Source organism: Paenibacillus ihuae, from assembly GCF_001368795.1.
GTDB lineage: Bacteria > Bacillota > Bacilli > Paenibacillales > Paenibacillaceae > Paenibacillus_AQ > Paenibacillus_AQ ihuae.
Window position 1 is genome coordinate 122,960 of record NZ_LN831200.1, and the last position, 21,295, is coordinate 144,254.

General features: G+C 53.7%; 19 protein-coding genes and 1 tRNA gene. 4 read left to right on the forward strand and 16 right to left on the reverse strand.

Features of this window, described 5'->3' with window-relative positions; translation table 11 throughout:
* Positions 1-25: 25 nt before the first annotated feature.
* Positions 26-1,897, forward strand: coding sequence for an arginine--tRNA ligase (locus AQR02_RS23130; RefSeq protein ID WP_054942774.1), 1,872 nt, complete (start codon positions 26-28; stop codon positions 1,895-1,897).
* Between the two features lie 688 nt (positions 1,898-2,585).
* On the opposite strand, the gene AQR02_RS23135 is transcribed toward AQR02_RS23130, so the two are convergent.
* A tRNA-Arg gene (locus AQR02_RS23135) sits at positions 2,586-2,659 on the reverse strand.
* Between the two features lie 199 nt (positions 2,660-2,858).
* Entirely contained in the window at positions 2,859-3,227 is a 369-nt protein-coding gene (locus AQR02_RS23140) for a hypothetical protein (RefSeq protein ID WP_054942775.1), read from the reverse strand.
* Positions 3,228-3,468: 241 nt separating this feature from the next.
* Here AQR02_RS23140 and asnB point away from each other — a divergent pair, with 241 nt between their 5' ends.
* Entirely contained in the window at positions 3,469-5,313 is a 1,845-nt protein-coding gene (gene asnB, locus AQR02_RS23145; protein ID WP_054942776.1) for an asparagine synthase (glutamine-hydrolyzing), read from the forward strand.
* Between the two features lie 94 nt (positions 5,314-5,407).
* Entirely contained in the window at positions 5,408-6,235 is an 828-nt protein-coding gene (locus AQR02_RS23150) for a CPBP family intramembrane glutamic endopeptidase (protein ID WP_054942777.1), read from the forward strand.
* Between the two features lie 124 nt (positions 6,236-6,359).
* Here the strand turns inward: AQR02_RS23150 and AQR02_RS23155 are convergent, their stop codons facing one another.
* The 7 genes from AQR02_RS23155 to AQR02_RS23185 form a co-directional block, all read right to left on the reverse strand.
* A complete protein-coding gene (locus AQR02_RS23155; RefSeq protein WP_082452038.1) occupies positions 6,360-7,196 on the reverse strand; it encodes an aldo/keto reductase in 837 nt (278 codons plus the stop codon).
* Positions 7,197-7,374: 178 nt separating this feature from the next.
* Positions 7,375-7,830, reverse strand: a complete 456-nt coding sequence (locus tag AQR02_RS23160) for a cupin domain-containing protein (protein WP_054942778.1) — start codon at positions 7,828-7,830, stop codon at positions 7,375-7,377.
* A gap of 98 nt (positions 7,831-7,928) precedes the next feature.
* Positions 7,929-8,864: an SPFH domain-containing protein gene (locus tag AQR02_RS23165; protein WP_108722091.1), complete on the reverse strand. Its 936-nt coding sequence runs from the start codon at positions 8,862-8,864 to the stop codon at positions 7,929-7,931.
* Positions 8,864-9,298: an NfeD family protein gene (locus AQR02_RS23170; protein WP_054942779.1), complete on the reverse strand. Its 435-nt coding sequence runs from the start codon at positions 9,296-9,298 to the stop codon at positions 8,864-8,866. The genes AQR02_RS23165 and AQR02_RS23170 overlap by 1 nt, the downstream gene beginning before the upstream one ends.
* Before the next feature lie 274 nt (positions 9,299-9,572).
* Complete coding sequence (locus AQR02_RS23175) at positions 9,573-10,208, reverse strand: XTP/dITP diphosphatase (RefSeq protein ID WP_054942780.1); 636 nt, start codon at positions 10,206-10,208, stop codon at positions 9,573-9,575.
* A 1-nt stretch (position 10,209) separates the two neighbouring features.
* Entirely contained in the window at positions 10,210-10,968 is a 759-nt protein-coding gene (rph, locus tag AQR02_RS23180) for a ribonuclease PH (protein ID WP_054942781.1), read from the reverse strand.
* Positions 10,969-11,157: 189 nt separating this feature from the next.
* Positions 11,158-12,279, reverse strand: coding sequence for a GerMN domain-containing protein (locus AQR02_RS23185; RefSeq protein ID WP_054942782.1), 1,122 nt, complete (start codon positions 12,277-12,279; stop codon positions 11,158-11,160).
* Positions 12,280-12,552: 273 nt separating this feature from the next.
* Between AQR02_RS23185 and AQR02_RS23190 the strand changes: the two genes are divergently transcribed.
* A complete protein-coding gene (locus AQR02_RS23190; RefSeq protein WP_108722092.1) occupies positions 12,553-13,149 on the forward strand; it encodes a phosphatidylglycerophosphatase A family protein in 597 nt (198 codons plus the stop codon).
* Between the two features lie 343 nt (positions 13,150-13,492).
* Here AQR02_RS23190 and AQR02_RS23195 read toward each other — a convergent pair whose 3' ends face one another.
* From AQR02_RS23195 to AQR02_RS23225, 7 genes are all read right to left on the reverse strand, one after another.
* Positions 13,493-14,491, reverse strand: a complete 999-nt coding sequence (locus tag AQR02_RS23195; protein ID WP_054942991.1) for an MBL fold metallo-hydrolase — start codon at positions 14,489-14,491, stop codon at positions 13,493-13,495.
* 42 nt (positions 14,492-14,533) lie between these two features.
* Positions 14,534-15,268 carry a class I SAM-dependent methyltransferase gene (locus tag AQR02_RS23200; protein WP_054942784.1) on the reverse strand — a complete coding sequence of 245 codons (735 nt, stop codon included), beginning with the start codon at positions 15,266-15,268 and terminating at the stop codon, positions 14,534-14,536.
* A 140-nt stretch (positions 15,269-15,408) separates the two neighbouring features.
* Entirely contained in the window at positions 15,409-17,100 is a 1,692-nt protein-coding gene (locus AQR02_RS23205) for a glycoside hydrolase family 13 protein (RefSeq protein ID WP_054942785.1), read from the reverse strand.
* A 112-nt stretch (positions 17,101-17,212) separates the two neighbouring features.
* Positions 17,213-17,692: a hypothetical protein gene (locus AQR02_RS23210; protein ID WP_054942786.1), complete on the reverse strand. Its 480-nt coding sequence runs from the start codon at positions 17,690-17,692 to the stop codon at positions 17,213-17,215.
* Positions 17,693-18,404: 712 nt separating this feature from the next.
* The gene (locus tag AQR02_RS23215; RefSeq protein ID WP_054942787.1) at positions 18,405-19,178 is read right to left on the reverse strand and encodes a Cof-type HAD-IIB family hydrolase; all 774 of its coding nucleotides are present in this window, start codon (positions 19,176-19,178) and stop codon (positions 18,405-18,407) included.
* Positions 19,179-19,385: 207 nt separating this feature from the next.
* Positions 19,386-20,528, reverse strand: coding sequence for a homocitrate synthase/isopropylmalate synthase family protein (locus AQR02_RS23220; RefSeq protein WP_054942788.1), 1,143 nt, complete (start codon positions 20,526-20,528; stop codon positions 19,386-19,388).
* Complete coding sequence (locus AQR02_RS23225; RefSeq protein WP_054942789.1) at positions 20,525-21,277, reverse strand: HesA/MoeB/ThiF family protein; 753 nt, start codon at positions 21,275-21,277, stop codon at positions 20,525-20,527. Before AQR02_RS23225 ends, AQR02_RS23220 begins: the two co-directional genes overlap by 4 nt.
* Between the last annotated feature and the right edge of the window lie 18 nt (positions 21,278-21,295).

Sequence of the window (21,295 nt, forward strand, 5' to 3'; positions counted from 1 at the left end):
TTCAACATTACAGGAGGTCATACCCATGTTAAGCCAGCTTATCAAAGACAGTTTGGAAAAGAGCGTAAGTCATGTATTTACAGCCCTCGGTGCTGATAGTGCAGAACAGGTAGTGATTGTGCTTGAACAGCCCGCTAATCCCGATTTCGGCGACTACTCCAGCAACATTGCCATGCAGCTGGCTAAGGTACTGCGCAAAGCCCCTATGGTCATTGCAGAGCTGATAACAACCGAGCTACGTCAGTCAGGACATTTAGGAGGATTAATTCAACATATCGACATCGCGGCACCGGGGTTCATTAATCTGTACATAGAATGGCGGGTATGGGCCGGACGCAGGTTTGAACTGCCCGCAGCTGCAGGGGAAAAGGTTATCATCGAACATACCTCTGTCAATCCCAATAAATCGATGCATATAGGCCACCTGAGAAACTCCTGTATCGGGGATGCGCTGGTAAGAATTTTGCGTAAAACCGGGTACGACGTAGAGGTCCATAATTATGTGGACGATCTCGGTAATCAGCTGGCAGATACGGTGGTTGGGCTATTGAATGTGCCGCTTGCGGGTGAACATGTGCGTTTTGGTGATTATTGCTGGGATATATATGCCGGTGTGAACAAGGAATACGCGCTGCATCCTGAGACGGTGCACAAACGGACGGAGATACTGCATGCTTTGGAAGAAGGGAACGCCAATACGGCCTGGCTGGGCAAACTGGTTGCGGAGCGGATTGTCAAAGAGCATGTGGAGGAGATGAAGGGGTTCGGCATCCGCTATGATTTGCTCGTCTGGGAGAGCAGCATTGTGAAGGAGGGCTTCTGGTCATCCGCGTTTGCGCTGCTGGAACAGACGGAAGTGTTTGTGCAGGAGACGGAGGGCAAGCTTGCGGGCTGCTGGATTTTGAAGCAGCCTGTGGAGGATGAAGAAGGGACAGATGCTGAGGAGCATCACAAAGATAAGGTGCTGGTGCGCTCGAACGGAATTTTGACCTATACCGCCAAAGATATTGCCTATCATCTCTGGAAGTTCGGACTTTTGGATAAGGATTTCACCTACAGCGAGTTTAATACCGGGCTTTGGACGACGGGTTTAACCGGGGAGCAACTGCCTTTTGGAGGGGCTGACAGGGTGGTCAACGTCATCGACTACAGACAGGAATATCCGCAGGCGATGGTCAAGCAGGCTTTGGAGGTGCTGGGGTTCAAGGAGCAGGCTGAGAAGCTGCATCATGTGAGCTATGGCGTTGTTTCACTCAGTCCCGCCTCCGCAGCGGAGCTTGGTATCGACACCACGGAGGGCAAATCCTCTTACGCCATGTCCGGCAGGCAGGGTATCGGCATCAAGGTCACCGAGCTGGTGCAGCTGATGGAGCATACCATTGAAACCACCCGGTCTGATAAAACCGGCCTCTCCAGCCGGCTCATCGCCACCGCAGCTATCCGTTATTATCTGCTGCGCTTCAATCTGGGGACAGAAATTATTTTTGATTTCAAGCAGGCCACAGAGATTTCCGGCAATACGGGAGTGTATCTGATGTACACCTACGCGCGGGCCGGCAGTGTGCTCAGCAAAGCTGTTGTTCCTGTTAATGTTGAACAAGCGGACGCTCTCCCGGAATTCCCGCCGTCGCTGGAAAAGGCGGAGCTTGCACTGCTGAGACATCTCAGCACCTGGCAGGATACTCTCTACAGTGCAAGCGTTCAGCTGACGCCGAATTCAATCTGCAACTATGCGCATACTCTGGCTTCACTGTTTAACAACTTTTACTCAGCCTGCCCGATCCTAAAAGGTGAAGCTGCCCGGATCTCCTTCCGCCTCTGGCTAACGTACAAATTCCAGGAGACGCTGGGGGATGTGCTGGAGGTGCTGGGACTGCCGAAGCCGGAACGGATGTAGCGTCAGAGCTTTTGTCAGACGGATACGAAATATGTTTATAGTGGAGGGTAAATTGAGGGAACTGTAAGATAATTCGACTGTCAAGCTAGTAGTACTGGAGATAAACAGAGTTACTCAAAAAATATAGCCGAGAGACCGGGGAGCTAAGGAGGTTAGCGGATGAGACACTGGCATACTAGGAGACCCGGGTGCTGAAAGCTTGCTTGATGGTGCCTGTGGTTAAAGTATAAGCGTGTGATGAATCGGGGATACAGCGCAGCGAATTTCAATTGTATTTCGTACAACTAGAATCGGAGGAAATAGGCGCTTTTGAATCTTATTGTATTTCATACAGTTAAATTTGATGAATTTGACCTTTACTTGCGATTCAAGGAAATCTAAATGTACAAAGTGCAGTTAGACTAGTTTCACCGGGCAAAAAGATAATTTTAACTGCACAAAGTACATTTATAACTTCCGGACGTAAAAAAAGACCTTTCCAACGCCCCACCCGGGCTTCTCATCCTCCGGACGCACACACAGCCTTCCCGGGGGAAGGCTGTTTTGGTGACGTCCCGGAAGGGATGCAGCCCTTTCGGGCTGATTGCGATGTCATCCTAACGATGCTTATGCTCCAACGCCCCCCCACCCGGGTTTCTCATCCCCCGGACGCACAAACAGCCTTCCCGAAGGAAGGCTGTTTTGGTGACGTCCCGGAAGGGATTCGAACCCCCGACCGTGCGCTTAGAAGGCGCATGCTCTATCCAACTGAGCTACCGGGACATGTCGACGACAGGACTGATTATTAACACTATGTATTAACGCAACGTTATTTATTATACCTCATTGAGATAATTTTTCAAGGCTGGAGACAAAGAAAAAACAATTTCTGCCCCCGGCAGCGGATGAAGCGGCGCAGAGCACCGCTTACTTTCCCCGCTTTCCGCTGCCGGAGCAGAGGCAGCAGCTTATGCTGCAGCCCTTAATGCCGTCCTGGCGTAACTTGCCGGAAGTGCTCCTCCAGCTGTTTTTTCAGATGGCCGAAGATGAGCAGCTCGCGCTGGAACTTGGACCGCTCATCCTCCGGACTCATGACAATACTGCCGGTAAACGCGCTGACTGTCACATCCTGGAAGGCATCATGCATATTGTTATCAAACCAATCGGTTTCGGTGTCCGCATCATTCGTCAGAATGCGCACAATTTCGTACCCTTCCTCACGCTGGTCTTCAACAATGTACACCAAAAGCGCGGAATCGCCTACAGCTCCCGGCAATACCCCTACTTCGGCACAAGGCGCACCGTCATATTCGGTCATTCTGCGGATTTTGGCGTCTTTAATGTAATACACTTGTCATCATCCCTCCTGGCAAATTTCCCTCTCCCTAGTGTTCGGATAAGGACATACATTTTATCCCTTCAATCGGCATATATCTGTATTACTTGGCAAAAAAGAAACAAGTGGAACCGGCTGCGCCGTCTCCAAAGGACCACAACCGTTTCAGCGAAAATATAAGGATCATTTTTTTGCGTAAAGCATATCCATTCTTATATTTGGACAACAATCGCACAAAAAGAGAGGATGAAACGACATGTGCGGAATAACCGGATTTATCCAGTGGCGCGGCGACCTAACACAGCACTCGCAGCTGCTCGTAAAAATGACTGAAACCTTATCCAACCGCGGACCCGATGCGGCCGGAACGTGGATATCAGGGCCTTGTGCCCTTGGACACCGCAGGCTCAGCGTGATTGACCCCGAGAACGGCGCACAGCCGATGATCGCCCGTCATGACGAACAGGTCTATGCCCTTGTGTATAACGGCGAATTGTATAATGCAGGCGAGCTCAAAAGCGAGCTCAAACAGCGCGGGCACCGCTTCCTGACCCAGTGTGACACGGAGGTTCTGCTCCACGCCTACATGGAATGGGGGCCTGACTGCACCGAGAAGCTGAACGGAATCTTTGCCTTTGCAGTCTGGGACAGCGTACGCGAGCATCTGTTTCTGGCACGTGACCGGCTTGGCGTGAAACCCTTGTTCTATAGCCAGGTGGATGATGTGTTTGTCTTCGGCTCTGAACCCAAAGCGCTGCTGCAGCATCCCAAGGTTCAGCCGAAGGTCGGACCGGAAGGTCTGGCAGAAATCTTCATCATCGGTCCGGCCCGCACACCGGGACAGGGTGTATACAAAGATATATTCGAGCTTCGCCCGGGTCATGCCATGATTTATAACCGGAATGGAATCCGTAAGTATGCTTACTGGGAACTGGAGAGCTACAATCACACCGATAATGTCGATGAAACAGCCGCCAAGGTGCGCGAACTGCTGCAGGATACGCTGGAGCGCCAGCTCGTCTCCGACGTTCCGGTCTGCTCCCTGCTGTCCGGCGGCCTGGATTCCAGCGCCTTGACCGCGCTCGCCGTTGATTATTACAACCGCAGCGGCCAAGGACAGGTGGACACTTATTCCGTCGATTATGTCGATAACGATAAGCATTTCAAAAGCCATACCTTCCAGCCCGGAGCAGACGGGCCGTGGATTAAGCGGATGGTTGATGAACTGAACACCAATCACCACTATGTCGCTTTTGATACCCCGGAGCTGGTGTCGGCGCTGGATAATGCCCTCTACTCGCGCGATTTGCCAGGGATGACCGATGTGGATTCGTCGCTGTATTTATTTTGCCGGGAAATTAAAAAGAATGCGACCGTAGCCATTTCGGGGGAAGCGGCTGACGAAATTTTTGGCGGATACCCCTGGTTCCACCGGGAAGAGATGCTGTCCTCCGGGACGTTCCCCTGGTCTGTGGCCCCCAAAATGCGCGCAGAACTATTGTCGCCCGAAGTCAGGGAATGGATACGTCCGCTGGAATATTTGGGCGACCGTTACAGCGATGCCGTGGCTGAGGTTCCGAAGCTTGACGGGGAGACCGGCAAACAGGCGCAAATGCGCGTGATGTCCTACCTCAATATTACCCGGTTCATGCCTACGCTCCTGGACCGCAAGGACCGGATGAGTATGGGTGTAGGGCTTGAAGTCCGTGTCCCTTACTGCGATCACCGGCTGGTGCAGTATGTGTTCAACATTCCCTGGGAAATTAAAACCGTCGGCAACCGCGAAAAAGGCATTCTGCGCAAAGCGCTGGAGGGCGTACTGCCGGATGATGTGCTCTACCGTAAAAAAAGCCCTTATCCCAAAACCCATAATCCCGCTTATTTAAACGCCGTACGTACACAGATGCTGAGTATTCTCGATGATTCCTCCTCTCCGATCCTGCCGTTCATCGATCCGGCCAAAATCCGCGAAATCGCGGCATCGCCGGAATCGTCGAGCAATCTGCCCTGGTTCGGCCAGCTGATGTCCGGACCGCAGCTGTTCGCTTATCTGGCTCAGGTAAATCTCTGGCTGAAAACGTACAACGTTTCGATCGGTTAAAGGAGGATGCCCGTGATTATTCCCACAGCGGGATAGGATAAAAACCTCTACAACTATAGATAAACATATCTTCGTTAAAGGGGTATTGTCCTTTATGCCAACCTCTGTAAAACCGGCTGCTCCGCCCGCAAAAAAACTGCTTCCCTTTATGCTTGTCGCCTTTGGATTCACCTGGCTGTGCTGGCTGCCGCTCCTGCTGAATAAGCAGTTTGCAGCCGGTATACCGGTGCTGCCCGGACAGTTCTATCTGGGCTCCTTCGGGCCGCTGCTCGGTACCCTGATCAGTCTGCAGCTGCCGGGTGGAGGAGGAATTGCCGCTTGGAGCAAAACCGCATTTTCTCTCGCTTTCCCTAAAAGGTGGCTGGCGATTGCCGCAGGTCTGCCGCTTGCTTACGGGGCGGTCGCCGTGCTGGCCCATACACTAATCACGGGGAGTATGCCGGATATGCACAGGTTCGGCCTGACCTCCGATCTTCCGCCGCAGTTTAATATCTGGATGACCTCAGGGATATGGATGCTGACCTTCGGTATCGGTGAGGAGAGCGGCTGGCGCGGTTATTTGCTGCCCGCGCTGCATAAGCGCTACTCCCTGTTCACCTCTGCTCTGCTGGTGGCGCTGATCTGGATGGCCTGGCATTTGCCTGCCTTCTGGTTCAACGAAAGCTACCTTGGAATGGGATTTGGGATCATAGGCTGGGCGATCAGCCTGACTTATGGTTCAGTCGTGCTGGCCTGGATCTGTGCGGGAAGCCGCTGGAGCATCCTTCCTGTCATCGTATGGCATGGCATTTTTGATCTGCTGACCGCCAGCGACCAGGCTGCTGAGGTAATGGCGATGGTCTGCAGTATGCTGGTCATTCTACATGGTGTCCTGCTGATGCGGACCCTCGGCAGACGCCGCAGCCAACCGCCCAGGCTGTAAACGGCAAAGGGAGAGAATTTAACAGTTGCTCCACTTATCCGAGCAAGACAAATAAAGAGCAAGTCACATTCCTGTGACTTGCTCTTTGTCTTTTATTACAGCCAACAGCCGCGATTGATCCGGTTTAGAAATTAAAGTTATCCGGATCCGGACCGAACCGGTGATTCTGGTTCAAATCCTCAATCGCCTTGACGTCATCGTCACTCAGGGTGAAGTCAAAGAATCCGGCATTTTCGACGATCCGCTCGGCATGCACCGATTTCGGAATCGTGATCACACCCTGCTGTAAATCCCAGCGCAGCACAATTTGTGCGACAGTTTTGCCGTATCGTTCCGCCAATTCTTTCAGCAGCGGCACATCCAGATTGCCTTGCATGAGGGGACTCCAGGCCTCAACCTGAATGTCATGCGCCTTAGCAAATTTCAGCACCTCACGCTGGGTCAGCAGCGGATGGAATTCGATCTGGTCGACTACAGGCACCACTCCGGTGTCATCAATAATATCCTGCAGATGATGCGTCTGAAAGTTGCTGACGCCGATCGATTTGACCAGCCCCTCCTTCTGCAGATGGATCAGCGCTTTCCAGGTATCCCGGTATTTGCCGGCCACCGGCCAGTGGATCAGATACAGATCAATCCTATCCAGCCCCAGCTTCTTCCGGCTCACCTCGAAGGCCTTCAGCGTGGATTCGTAGCCCTGATCGGGATTGCGCACCTTGGTTGTGATGAACAGCTCTTCCCGGGGCACCCCGCATTCCCGGATGGCTTGTCCGACACCTTCTTCATTATTATATCCGGCCGCTGTATCAATGCTGCGGTAACCTGTTTCAATAGCCGTCTTCACCGCATGGATGACTTCTTCGCCGTCTTTGGTCTGCCATACCCCAAGACCCAGCCACGGCATCGTTACTCCGTCATTCAATGTAGGCCCACCTGTAAACGGTCCGTTCATTTCGCTCATGGTTCACCCTCCAAGCTTGAATAGTTTGATCAAACTTCCTTAACCTTTATAGAGACTGTGTAATCAGCCGGATGCAAAGAACAGTATAGCAGATTGCTGCGGTACCGCCAAAAGCGCGGATCGCACCTCAAAAAAAAGAGCGCCACTGCAATCACAGTAGACGCTCCACCCCACTTATTTACTTTTCGATCAGCTTGAAATCGTCAAAATGAAACTCCGGCGATACGATGCAGGAGACCAGCACCGGCTCATCGCCAAGCGGCCGTGCCGCCTGCCAGACACCTGCCGGAATGACCACCTGCGGCTGCTGGCCGGCTGCAACGTCAATGCCGAGAACGACCTCAGTAACGTTCTCCGGCTGTTCGCCGCTGCCGCCGAGACTGAGCACAATCGGACTGCCGGAATGCCACAGCCAGATTTCATCTGAGAGCACAGTGTGCCATTCCGAAGCTTCGCCCGGGTGAAGCAGGAAATAAATAGACGACGCTGAGGCTCTTGGACCTGAGTAGCTGCCGCCAAGGGTTTCGTGCGGGATTTCGAAGGAAGAATTCCAAAGTCTTTTGTACCATCCGCCTTCAACGTGAGGCTGCAGCCCCAGCGCTTCCACCAGCGGAGAAATATCTTTTTGCGTCACAGTATCTTCTCCTTAAAGTTGTGCTGCATAAGCATCCACAGTTAATTTAGGTTTGCTTTTACTTTAACGGAATGTGCCGCGATTGTAAAACCTCCTGCTTATTTGCTCTCCTTGCTGGCCTTGAACACCTCAGCGATTGCACCCAGACTGCCAAGCGTTTCGACAGCGCTGGTCGGCAGGAACACTTTGTTGGCTGCTCCCTTGGAGATTTCTTTCACCGCATCAAAGGATTGGTACGCCAGCACCCGCTCATCCAGCCCTGCGGTGCTGATCAGCTGGATACGCGATTTCTCTGCTTCCGCCACTGCCTGAATCGCCTTGGCCTGACCGAGCGCTTCCAGCTCCTGCGCCTGCCGCAAGCCTTCCGCCTGACGGATACGCGCTTCCTTGTCACCTTCAGCCTTCAGGATCTTGCTCTGCTTGTCGCCTTCTGCGCGCAGGATCATATCCTGCTTGGCGGCTTCCGCCTCAAGGACAATCGCACGTTTGCTGCGTTCTGCCTTCATCTGCTTATCCATCGCTTCCTGGATATCGAGCGGCGGCTTAATATCAATGACCTCCACGCGTTCGATCCGTACGCCCCACTTTTCCGTCGCTTCATCCAGGGCGAGCCGGATATCCGAGGAGATTTTTTCCCGGCCGGACAGGGTTTCATCCAGCTCAAGCTTCCCGATAATCTGGCGCATTGTTGCCGTGGAGATGTTGCGTACCCCGTATACATAATCGGAGATCCCATAAGTCGCTTCTTCGGGGCCTACCACCTGATAAAAGATGATCGTATCAATCTGCACCTGTACGTTGTCCTTCGTAATGACCGTTTGCGGCGGCACATTGGCCTGTTGAATCCGCAAATCATGGTACGTCCGTACCTGATCGATAACCGGAATAAGGATGTTCAGACCCGGTGTAAGCAGGCGGTTAAATTTCCCGAGCCGTTCGACAACGCCTACCCTTTGCTGCGGAACGATTTTGATCGTCAGTGCGATAAATACTACGACAACGACAACGATAATTCCTAAAATGGCTAATTCCATCAGTACGTGTCCCCCCATCGTTCTACTTCAATAATCGTGGTACCTCTTTTAACAACGATAACCTTCTGATCCTTGCCCAGCGCTTCTGTGGACGTTGCACTCCACGTATCACCGCCTACTTTGACCTGCCCGTAACGCCCCGGCACAATCGGTTCCACGACCAGCCCCTGTCTGCCGACGATCTCCGTCCCGGTATCCTTGAACCCCCGGGAACTCCGGAGTCTGGCGGCCAGAGGTTTGGTAAATACCGTCAGCCCTAAAGCAACAAATGAACCTACTACCACCTGCAGGAATATTGCCTCCGGAAACAAGATTGCTGCCACACCGCCCGCCAAAGCTCCGATACTGAGCCATAACAAATAAAATGTAAACGTAAACATTTCTACAACAAACAAGACGCCGGCAATGATTAACCATAACGCCCAGACATCCATCGGTGACCCACCACCTTCCGCTATATACTACTATAACGAAATCAAAGGCACTTACGTTCCATAAATGTTAAAAACCGGGCAGCGGCATCATCATTATATTTCAGCTGGTGGAAGCTTATGAATACAGAGCCGCATTTCTGCAAAAACGCCTTACAATTTCCACAATAGGACACAAAGAAGCCCCACCTGACTGACTGCAGATAGGGCCTCTGATTGGTACAAATAGATTTAGGTGCAACGCTTACTGTGATCTTACCCGCAGCCGTAACACCCGCTACATCCGCTGCTTCGCGGCCAGCTTATCTGTCAGCAGCCTAAGCGCCATTCCCCGGTGGCTGATCTTCTGCTTCTCTTCCAGCGTCAGCTCAGCCATCGTCTTCTCATACTCGGGAAGGTAAAAGAGCGGATCATAGCCGAACCCTCCGCCACCCGCCGGCTCAGAGGTAATCCAGCCCTCCACTGTGCCTTCCGCCGTCAGCTCCTGGCCGTCCGCCGGATCATAAAGCGACAAGGCACAGACGAAACGGGCGGGACTGAGCAGCGGCTGGCCGGTATCCTCACCCTGCTTCAGTCCTTCCAGCTCGCTCAGCAGCTTGAGGTTATTATCCTGATCCCGGGCGTCCTCTCCGGCATAACGCGCCGAGTAGACCCCCGGGCGGCCGCCCAGCGCATCGACACAGAGACCGGAATCATCGGCCAGTACAGGCAGCCCGAGGGCCTCGCCGACCGCTTTGGATTTTTTGAATGCATTCTCGGCAAAGGTTGTCCCGTCTTCCACTACATCCGGCAGCTGCGGGTAGTCGAACATACTCCTCACGGTCAGTCCAAGCGGCGCAAAGGCATGCTGGAACTCACGGACCTTACCTTTATTTTTGGTTGCGACAATCAGAATTCCACCGCCGGCGTTCATGCTACACCTCTTGGCCAGGCTGGCCGGAAGGGATTTTGAGCGCGATCGGACCGAGCACTTCCTTCTGCACGGCAATCAGCTCGTAGATGCCTTTCTCCCCAAGACCTAGCAGCTGGTCAAGCTCCTGGCGGGTGAACGGCCGCTCTTCGCCGGTGCCCTGCACTTCAACAAATGCCCCGCCGCCGGTCATGACTACGTTCATATCGACTTTTGCTTTGGAATCCTCTTCATAGTTCAAATCAAGCAGCGTTTTGTCGCCCACCACACCGACGCTGATCGCAGCCAGATAATCTGTAATCGGGAAAACGCTCAGCTTATGCTGCAGCGCAATTTTGTTAATGGCAAACGCCATCGCCACAAGAGCGCCTGTGATCGAAGCTGTCCGCGTGCCGCCGTCCGCCTGGATAACGTCGCAGTCCAGCGTAATGCTGCGCTCGCCGAGCGCCTGAAGATTGACTACGGAACGAAGCGCCCGGCCAATCAGCCGCTGGATCTCCATCGTCCGTCCGGTCAGCTTGCCGCGTGCCGCCTCACGCTGGTTGCGCGTCTGGGTCGCCCGGGGAAGCATCGAATATTCAGCGGTTACCCAGCCTTTGCCTTGTCCTTTCAGAAACGGCGGGACTTTCTCATCCACCGTAGCGGTGACGATGACCTTCGTGTCTCCCATTTCAATCAGAACTGATCCCTCAGCATATTTATTCGTTTGGGTGGTTATTGTCAGCGGCCGGAGCTGGTCGTCGTTACGTCCGTTTGATCTCATGTTTTCTTCCTCCTGCATCTTGAATAGCTAAAGTTGTGATGAAAGTTCCCGCCTAGCGGGATGTATATTCTCTACTTTGAGCGAGAAACGGATAACATCCAGGGAAGGACGTTATCCGTTTTTCGCTTAGCAAACTTTATTCTATCAAAGAGCAGGCACAAAAGCATCTTTTAGCCCTGATAAAATCTTTTACAGCGGCAGCGCGTTCACATATTCCGGAGCAGAGACCGGCTTGCCATAGTCCACGTTGTTGGTTCCGGTGACCGTCTCAAGTCCGTTCAGGCGGATTTGGACCGGAGCATCCTCGGCATTTTGCGCTACCGTCAGCACCACGGATTCCAGCATTTCCTCCGGCACATTTTTGCCGTCTGTGAACATATCGTCAGTCAGGGATACGGTAACTACCCCATTCTGCCCGGCTTCCACGGAATCTAACACCGTTCCCCCGGTCATTGCCGTCTCCAGGCCGTTAGTAGACTCCGGTCCGGCGATCAGCTCTCCCAGTGCCGCCTTCACCTTGTCCTCTCCGGCGGGTACAAAACGTGTGACCGGAACATAATACTGGTGGGTACCGTCAGGCGTAGCTGCGGAGAAATATACCGTAACCGCGCTCAGGTTCATCTGCATCGGGCCATTCTTCGGCAGGTTGATCCCGAAGGCGCGTGACAGCGGACGATCCAGCGGTGTGCCCAAAAGCGGCATTTCTGTAAGCTTTTTACCGTCTACCCAGAGCTGTACACCCTGAATGCCTTCCTGGCCGGTCAATGTCCAGGTGATGGCTTCCAGGACCTTGCGTTCATCGGCAGCCTTGTAGTCGTTAAACGCCGAGTTAAATTCAACTACGGCCAGTTTGTCTTTGTCCACGGAGACATTCTTCACTTCTGTCCCTGCCGGAAGCACGCCCTGGAAGCCTTCCGGCAATGCGGATGCATACGGCCCTTTGCTCACCAGCGCAGTGAGTGAATCCTTCAGCATTGCCGCATTATCGCCGTCCGGAAGGGCAAGAGATACCGGAGCTAGCAGACCATTAGCGTCCTTGAGAAACACGGTAGTCCGTTCCCCGGGTGCGGCAGCTTCCGCTTTATCCGCAGTACTGCCTTCCGCTGCGGTTCCTTCACCGGCAACAGGCCCAAACACCCCGGTATCGAGCGTTGTGCTGTCACTGACTTCCAGCATTTGCGCCTCAATCTCTCCCGGCGGCGGATCAACCGATGCCGATTCCGAGCCGAACAGGCCGCAGCCGGACAAAAGAATGGGAACCGTGAGCAGACAAGCCGCAGACAACCCGCGGACTGTGTTCATATGCTTCATGAATCATTACCCCTTTCAATGCTAAGATCAGTTTGTACTGCTATGTATACGAGCCCTGTGCCCAAAAAATAACAACGGCTTATCCTAAATTGTTGGACAAAGCAGATCCTATTACACGGACAAGCTCCAAAAACTAATGCAATGCCGCAAGTGCCTGTAAGTCCTGCAAGCTTTCACTAGGCTTCCTGCATTTTAGACAACCGCAGCAGCAGCCGTTATAATAGTGGCAATTCAAATAATCAACCTATCCTTCCGATGAGGTGACTGATGAGTATGGCGAATATCAAAAACCCTTACAGTCTTAACAGCAAAGCGGTTGCCGAGGCGACCAAGTATTGGCTGCATAAGCGCGGCGTGACGATAGAAGAGATCGCTGAGCTTGTTTTGTTTCTGCAGCAAAAATATTATCCGAATCTGACGATCGAGGAATGTATCCATAACGTAGAAATGGTGCTGAGTAAACGCGAAGTGCAGAATGCGGTACTGACCGGGATTCAGCTGGATGTGCTGGCAGAGGAAGGCAAGCTGTTCACCCCGCTGCAGGATATGATCGAAAATGATGAGAGCTTATACGGAGTGGATGAAATCCTTGCCTTCTCCATTGTGAACGTATACGGCAGCATCGGCTTCACCAACTATGGTTACGTGGACAAGCTGAAGCCCGGTGTGCTGGAGCGGCTGAACGATAAAACCACCGGGCAGATTCACACCTACCTGGACGACATCGTCGGCGCAGTGGCCGCTGCCGCCAGCAGCCGCATTGCCCACCGCAAGCAAGCGGAACGCGAGCAGGAGCTCGGCCTCCCGCATGCCCCGGAGGATGCCGAAGAAGCCGCCAGAAAGCTGGCGGCGGAGGATGGGCTGGAGTAACCGGGCGATTCATTTAGTTGTACTTTGCGCAATTAAATCAAGCAAATAAGGCTGTAAATCAGCTTTAATTGTACTTGGTACAACTAAAAATCTGCTTGCGCTGCTTCTGAGCCTTTTCCCGTATACTTAATAGCACGGAATGCAATTACAGTGTTATGGGTGTAACTTTTGCTGCTTTTTACTGTACGAAGTGCAGTTAAACGGACTGACTTGAGCTAACTAAAAAAGCCATGGCCACATGAACCGGCCGGGATGCTCCCGGTGCTCTGTGGCATGGCTTTTGGCTGTGCATGTATACTTGCCGCGGGTGGCGGGGCCGCCGCCGGGCAGAGCGCAGCCCGCCCTACCTGTCCGCAGCCGCGAACAGGACCGGCCCGCCGGGCATAGGCGCAAGCTCCGCTGCCCGCCCCCGGCGCACCAGCTCGGTCAGATGCGCCAGCGCCTCGCTCATGGCGAAGCGCATCTGATGCGCGCTGGACACGCGGCTGCGGAACAGCGCTTCGCAGACCGCGAACCCGCTGAGCGGGCCGCTGTCCAGCAGCTGAGCGGCGGTATCCAGCCGCTCTTCATGGTGCCGGAGCAGGCTGTCCGCCCGCTCCGTCCACGCCGTGAACGGTTCCCGGTGGCCCGGGAACGCACGGCTCACCCTGAGGCTGCGCAGCGCGCGCAGCCCCGCAAGGAACGTCTGCAGCGGCTGCGGATCGCTGCCCGGCTGCAGGCCGACATTGGGCGAGATCTGCGGCAGAATTGCATCGCCGCAGAACACAAGCCCGCTGCCGGCCTCATACAAAGACACATGACCCGGCGCATGCCCGCCGGTCAGAACCGGCGTCCACTCCCGGCCGCCCATTACAAGCGGCACCGCAAGGTCAATATAGCTGATCTCCGCCTGCGGGGTAACCTGGGGCAGGAAGCTCACCAGATGCTCCCTGATCCCCCGGATCCATTCCTCCGGCATACCGTGCCGGAGGAACAGCAGCGGCAGCGCCTCATTAAGAGTCGCTACCCCGCCCCAGGACATCCCGGCCTCGGCGTGGGCCCTCTCCGACATCCATACCCGGCTGCCGCTGCGGGACTGCAGCCAGCCCGCCAGTCCGTAATGGTCAGGATGATGATGGGTAACCACAATTTTCTGTATATGGTCCCAGGATAAATCCAGCTCGTCCAGCACGCCCTCCCAGGCCAGCTCCGCCTCCTGCGTATGGGGACCGGGGTCAATCACCGTGATGCCGCCCTCCGGCTCTGTCACAATATAACAGTTCACCTGACGCAGCGGCGGATCCATCGGCACGGATACCTGAAGGATGCCGCTCTCCCAAGCCTTTATCTGTGCCTTCCGCATGGCTCCTTCACCGCCCTCTTTGAGTCTTCTGCCTGAAACCATCTAAGGACGGACACCAACGAAGATCATCCGTTTCGAATGTTCCTCATCGTACTCCCCTTCATCGTAATCGCCATGCACATCCTGAAGCTCCAGCCCGGCGGCGGCAATCAGCCTGCGGAACGTTTCCAACGGATAGAGCTTCACACGCTCGTGATACTTACGGGGCGTATCATCCCCTCGGGAGGTAAGGAGGATATCCTTCTTCACATAACCGTCTTCAATCCGGCGGGACTCGTCAATCAGACTATCCCCGTCCTCACGCGTGGAATGCGGTACAAGATGGCGGATGACATACGCCGGATTCAGAAAATCTATAATGAACCTGCCGCCTGGCTCCAGCATACGGTAAATTTCGCGCAGCACCTTCACCTGTTCTTCATCCTCCTCAAAATAGCCGAATGAAGTAAACAGATTAACTACTGCATCAAAACCGCCGGGGAGCGGCAGGCTGCGCATATCGGACTGCACCCAGGTCACTGCCCCGGCACCAGCCTGGGCACGGGCTTCACGCAGCAGGGTTTCGGACAGGTCAACGCCTGTTACCTCATAACCCGCTTCGGCAAGCGCCAGCGAATGGCGGCCCATGCCGCAGCATAGATCCAGGACCTTTGCTCCCTGCGGCAGCTCCAGCCAGCCGATCATCTGCTCCACCTCATGCCGGGCTCCGCAGAAATCCCTGTGCCGGTATACAATCAAATAATCTTCTCCGAAGCTTTTCTCGTACCATTCACTCATCTTCCTTCTCCTCCCGCACTCCTGCAATTATCTCTCTATGTATAATATGGTTACGATTGTAACCCCTTTTCCCTGTAAACTCAAAGAAGAGTCGCCTTTCCGCCATATTTCACGCGGTAGGCCTACTCTTCTCAATGAACTCATCTATGCCGTTCTAAATATACCCTTGCTTCATAAGGCCGAAGCTTCAGCCGGGTCAGATCCTCTTCTTTAACAGGAGGGTAGTTGGAGATCAGCAGCTCCTGCTTCCCGGCCGCAAAATCCGCAGGCAGCTCGAATACCGGCTCATGCTCAAAGAAATTCAGAATGACCAGGAGACGCTGATCCTCCAGGGTCCGGGTATAAGCATAAATCTCCGGATGGTCCTCCAGCAGCAGCGCGTATTCACCGTAGACAATGACCGGATGCTTTTTCCGCAGCTGGATCAGCTTTTTATAGTAGTTGTAGATCGAATCAGGGTCCTTTACCGCACTGGCCACATTGATCTCACGGAAGTTCGAATTCACGCGGATCCACGGTACGCCTGTGGTGAAGCCGCCATCCTCACTGGCGTCCCACTGCATCGGCGTGCGGGCGTTATCCCGGCTTTTTTTGTGGATCGCCGCCATGATGTCAGCCTCAGAGACGCCTTGGGTACGCTTTTCCTCATAGTAATTAAGCGTTTCCACATCCCGGTAATCATCGATGGACTCGAAGGCCACATTCGTCATGCCGATTTCTTCACCCTGGTAAATATACGGTGTCCCCTCCAGCATATGAATGAAGGTCGCCAGCATTTTGGCTGAAGGAATTCGGTAGTAAAGGTCATTACCGAACCGTGATACCGAGCGCGGCTGGTCATGATTGCACAAATAATTGGCATTCCACCCCCGGTTATGGAGAACGGTCTGCCAGTTGCTCATGATTTTTTTGAGGTCATGCAGACTCCAGGGGATGGTATCCCATCTCCCTCCGCCCGGAGCCGCACAATCCAGATTCATATGCTCAAACTGGAAGGTCATATTCAGCTCGCGGCGTCCGTCGCCGACATAATCCAGCGCCTGCTCCGGTCCGAGGCCCGACGTCTCCCCGACCGTCATAATATCGTAGAAGTACAGCACCTTGTCATGTAAATTCTGCAGGAGCGTGTGCACATGCGCGAGGTTTGAGAACATATCATAGGCGCGTACGGTTGCCGTTCCGCCGGGATTCAGGGCATCCGGGTAGCCCTCCGCCTTCACGATATGGGCAATCGCGTCAAACCGGAAGCCGTCGACGCCTTTTTTCAGCCACCACTGCACCATTTCATGCAGCTTGTCGATCACCGCTGGGTTCTCCCAGTTCAAATCGGGCTGATATTTGGAGTATAGATGCAGATAATATTCATCCGTCTGCGGATCAAGCTCCCACACCGAACCGCTGAAATAGGATTCCCAGTTGTTCGGGGGGCCGCCATTTTTACCTTTCCGCCATATATAGTAGTCCCGCTTGGGGTTGTCCTTCGAGCTCCGCGATTCTATGAACCATGGATGCTGGTGGGAAGTGTGGTTCAATACCAGGTCCATCATCAGCTTCATCCCCCGGGAATGCATCTCCCGCAGCATCACGTCAAAATCCTCCATCGTCCCGAATTCCTTCATAATATCGCAGTAATCACTGATATCATAGCCGTTGTCATGGTTCGGTGACTTATAAATCGGGCATACCCATATGACATCTACACCCAGGTCCTGCAAATAATCGAGCTTCGATATAATCCCGCGCAAATCACCGATCCCGTCACCGTTACTGTCCATGAAGCTGATCGGATAAATCTGGTACGCGACGCTTTCTTTCCACCATTTTGGATTCACTTGGACTCTCCTCCGCTTCTCCGGCTCCTGCCCGTGTTAGATATATTAATATATCTTAACCACCCTGAAGGAAGACAATCACACACCCTTTCAAAAATCAGAGTTCCAGCTGTCAGGCTCCGTCCGCTTTAAGCTCAAGCAGTCCCGGTATTGTTTTCTCAACCTGCCGGTACAGCTCCTGGCCGATCATACCTTCATCATGGATATAAAAAACCAGCAGCGACTGTTCCTGATAAGCCTTATAAGTCACCAAGTCCGCTGTGGCTGTATGTAGTTCAAAATCAGCCCAGCCCGCTTCGCGTTCCCCGGCCGTGGCAAACTGATATATGACCAGTTCTTGCTCATCCAGCAGGAAAACCAGCGGTTTCCTCCCTTTTAGCTCCCTCTGAAAACTATTCTCCGCGCGCACCTCCACGCTAGTCAGCTCCAGCCCCTGTCCGGCAAAAGCAGCAGAGATTTCCTCCGCCGTAAGCACTCTGGCCGCAGTCTCCTCTGTATCCCCGCCCCGGCCGCAGCCGGTAAGCAGCATTCCAAAGCCGAGGAGCAGCAGCAGTAATATCCCTGGCATCCGCAGCTTCATGCTCATCTTCATCTCTAACAGCCCCCTATCCGCTTCGTTTTATAAGTAATTGACGGCCTCATGTCAGACTTAGTTGCGGAACAAGCTGCCTTATCCTAATCGTGATTGCACTTTGTACAATGGATTATGCCGATATCACTGTAAAAGCAGCTTCTGCTGCATTTTGTGCAATAGAAAATTTCCCGGGAGCGCAAATAGCGGACTTTTCTCCAAATCTGCTGTATGAAATACAATAGAAAGCTTTTTCCACGCAAAAAAGGGCCTTTCTATTGCACATTCTGCAACAGAAAGCCCTTTGCCCCTCATACAGTTGTATTTTATACCATTTAAAACCCCGTAAGTCCGCACCTGTTCGATATAACTGTATGCTGTGCAACTAAAACTGCCCAATTCGGCTAAACAAGCTTTATACGACTGTTTAAGTGTAAGAATGCAACTAAAGGGATGACTTGAAGCTACATGGCGTTTTTTGTTGTACAAAGTGCAATTAAGCCGATCTGGTGTGGAAAAAGCGTGGGAGAAGCATGCCTCCTGCCGGCATAAACGGCTGAACGTTGCTTAAACAGCAGGTATGGGGGCGGCAGTACCTCGCGAAATATACCTGCTCCCCCACCGGAGCAAGTCCTGCACCATACTGCACTAACGGCGCACCCCGGAGCAGCTTGCAATATAGGCAAGGTCACCGGACAAGTCCGGTTAACCTCCACTAGCCTTTTCTGTCCACCTACAGCAGCCCCACCAGCTTCAGCCCTTCATAAATCCCGTTCTCGCTGACATGACTGGTTACATAAGACGCGGCTGCCTTCACTTCATCCTCCGCGTTGCCCATTGCGATTCCATGGCCGACAAAGCTGAGCATCTCCACATCATTGAGCCCGTCGCCAAACGCATAGACATCTTCTTTCGCCACACCGAGAGCTTTGATCATCTGGGCTATGCCATTAGCCTTGGAGCCGTTGCCTGGCAGCACATCCATACATAGCGGATGCCAGCGGACAAATTTAAACCCGGGGTATGCTTCTGCATACATCGCCTGGTTCTCCTGCGGACAGAAGATCATCGCCTGATAAATCTCGTTCTGCAGGAAATACTCTGCATCATGCGTGGGAAAAGCCAGCTTCAGCGAGCCGATACTTGTGTGGATGTACTCATGATCCGCGACATTCACCTTCATATCCAGCGCATCGATGTAGGCAACCGGGTGGTCGTTTTTTTCGGCAAACAGCGTAATTTCCTTCAGGGCTCCGGTATCCAGCGGATTGAGGTAGAGCTCCTTCCCTTCAAAAACAACATACTGCCCGTTGAGCGAGACATACGAGTCGATTCCCAGCTCTTCACGCAGCTCCTTAAACATATAAGAGGCTCTTCCGGTCGCAATGGCGACATTATGGCCCAGCCGTTTCAGTTCGGCAATGGCTTCCTTCGTGGAAGCAGGCACTACCTTATCTTCATCATAAATTGTACCGTCAATATCAAAAAAGATCGTCTTCTTCATCATGGCTCTCCATTCTCCTTGCTGTCTCTTTGAATTCATCCTGCCAAAATTGTAGATGCTTGCTGCAAGCTATGCAAGTTTTCAATTATGGTTACGTCAATTTTCCGAGAAAAACAGCGGCGAGTCTCCATTAACGGAAACTGCCGCTGCTTAACCTGTAAGATTTCAGCATCCTTCGGAACCTTCAGCCTTTAGTCGTCTTCACTTCATTCAGACCACATTCTGCGCCCGCTGCTGCTCTTCCATCAGCCACTGAATCAGCATGACCTCCGGAACGTTGCTTTTTCGGGCCTCCGCATATTCACGGACCTTCTCCAGCAGGAGTCCCGCCGTATCGGCGCTGACTTCAAGACCGCGCTGCTCCAGCACATGCGCGACACCGCCGCTGCCGGAATGCTTGCCCAGCACAAAGCGGTGGGCCCGGCCGACCTCCGCAGGATCAAACGTCTGATACGTAGCTCTCTCCTTCATCAGCCCGTCCACATGAATTCCCGACTCATGGGTAAACGCCAGCTGTCCCACAATGGGTTTGGCATCCCCGACATTGCGGCCGGAGGCGGCAATGACCTTATCCGCCAGGCCTTTGAGCAGCTCCAGCCGTATGGCGCATTCGCCGCCGTACAAATGACGCCAGGCCATGGCTACTTCCTCCATGGCCGCATTGCCGGTACGTTCACCGATACCGGCTACTGTTGTGCTGGCCCAGACCGCACCCGCCTCAATCCCGCTCAGCGTGTTGGCAACGGCCAGCCCGAAATCATTATGACAGTGTACCTCCAGCTCCACATCGGCGGGAACCGCGCCGAGCAGTGTATGAACCCGCTCGGCCATTTGGCCCGGATGATGGGCGGATACCGTATCCGCATAACGGAACCTGCGGATACCCTCTTTATATAAAGCATTCACCAGCTGAACCAAAAAACGCATATCCGCCCTGGAGGAATCCTCCATACCTACCGACACCGTCATGCCCAGCCTGAGCCCGTATTCTGCCGCATGAAGCAGCTTATTCAGCCCTTCCAGCGGAGACAGCCCAAGCTTGCCCTGCAACTGAATTTCCGAGACCGGGATGGACACATGACTCCAGTTCACCCCGGTGCTCCGCGCCTTGTCGATATCGCCAAGGGCCGAACGGTTCCAGGTCATCAGCTTCATGGGAAGTCCAAGTTCCGCGACCGCCGCGATGTCCGCCTGCTCCCGCTTGCCCATGGCAGGAATCCCTACCTCTGCCTGCTCTACTCCGCACTCCGACAGCAACTTTGCGATTTCCAGCTTTTCTGCCCGCGTGAATGATACTCCAGCCGCCTGTTCACCATCCCTAAGTGTCGTGTCACATAGCTTGAGACTTTTCACGGTTTACCTCCTTCTCCGCAGCAAGCGCAATTCGGATTACGGGAAATACGGACGCTATAACAGGCGAAGTCGAGTGAGCTGAAGCGATGCATTACGCCCGCATAAGTTGTCCCTACCCCTGTAATCCATTTTACGGCTTCCAGAGCTGCCAGACAACCCGCAATCCCGGAGGTGGCACCCAAAACTGGAAATCCGAACGGCTCCCACTGCGGCTGCACATCCGGGTAGAGGCATTCGAGGCAAGGGGTCAGACCAGGAATCATTGTTGTAAGTGAAATTTCGAAACCGTACATCGCCGCTTCCACCATCGGAGTAGCGGTATCCACACAGAGACGGTTCAAGGCATACCGCTCCGGAAAATCGTATCGGGCATCGATCACAATATCAGCACTCTCCACCCAAGGTTTGGCAAGATCATACTCAATTTTGGCATTGTAGCCCTCGATTTCCACATGCGGATTCAGACGTTTCAGCTGCGCTGTTGCCGTACTGATCCGCTCCATCCCCAAGGAATCGCTATCCATCAGAATCTGCCGGTTCAGATCAGGCGGAAGGATGATTCCTTCATGAGCCAAAATAAGCTTACCAACGCCTGCCGCTGCCAGGTACAGCGCAGCCGTTCCTCCTAACCCGCCAATGCCGGCTACCATCACCGTCGCTTCCTTCAGCGCCTGCTGTCCGCTCTCTCCGAGCAGCTTAAGCTGCCGGGCATACCGTTCAAGCTCCAACCCTCCGGCAAGCTGCTCCATACCTGTCGCCCCCTGTGA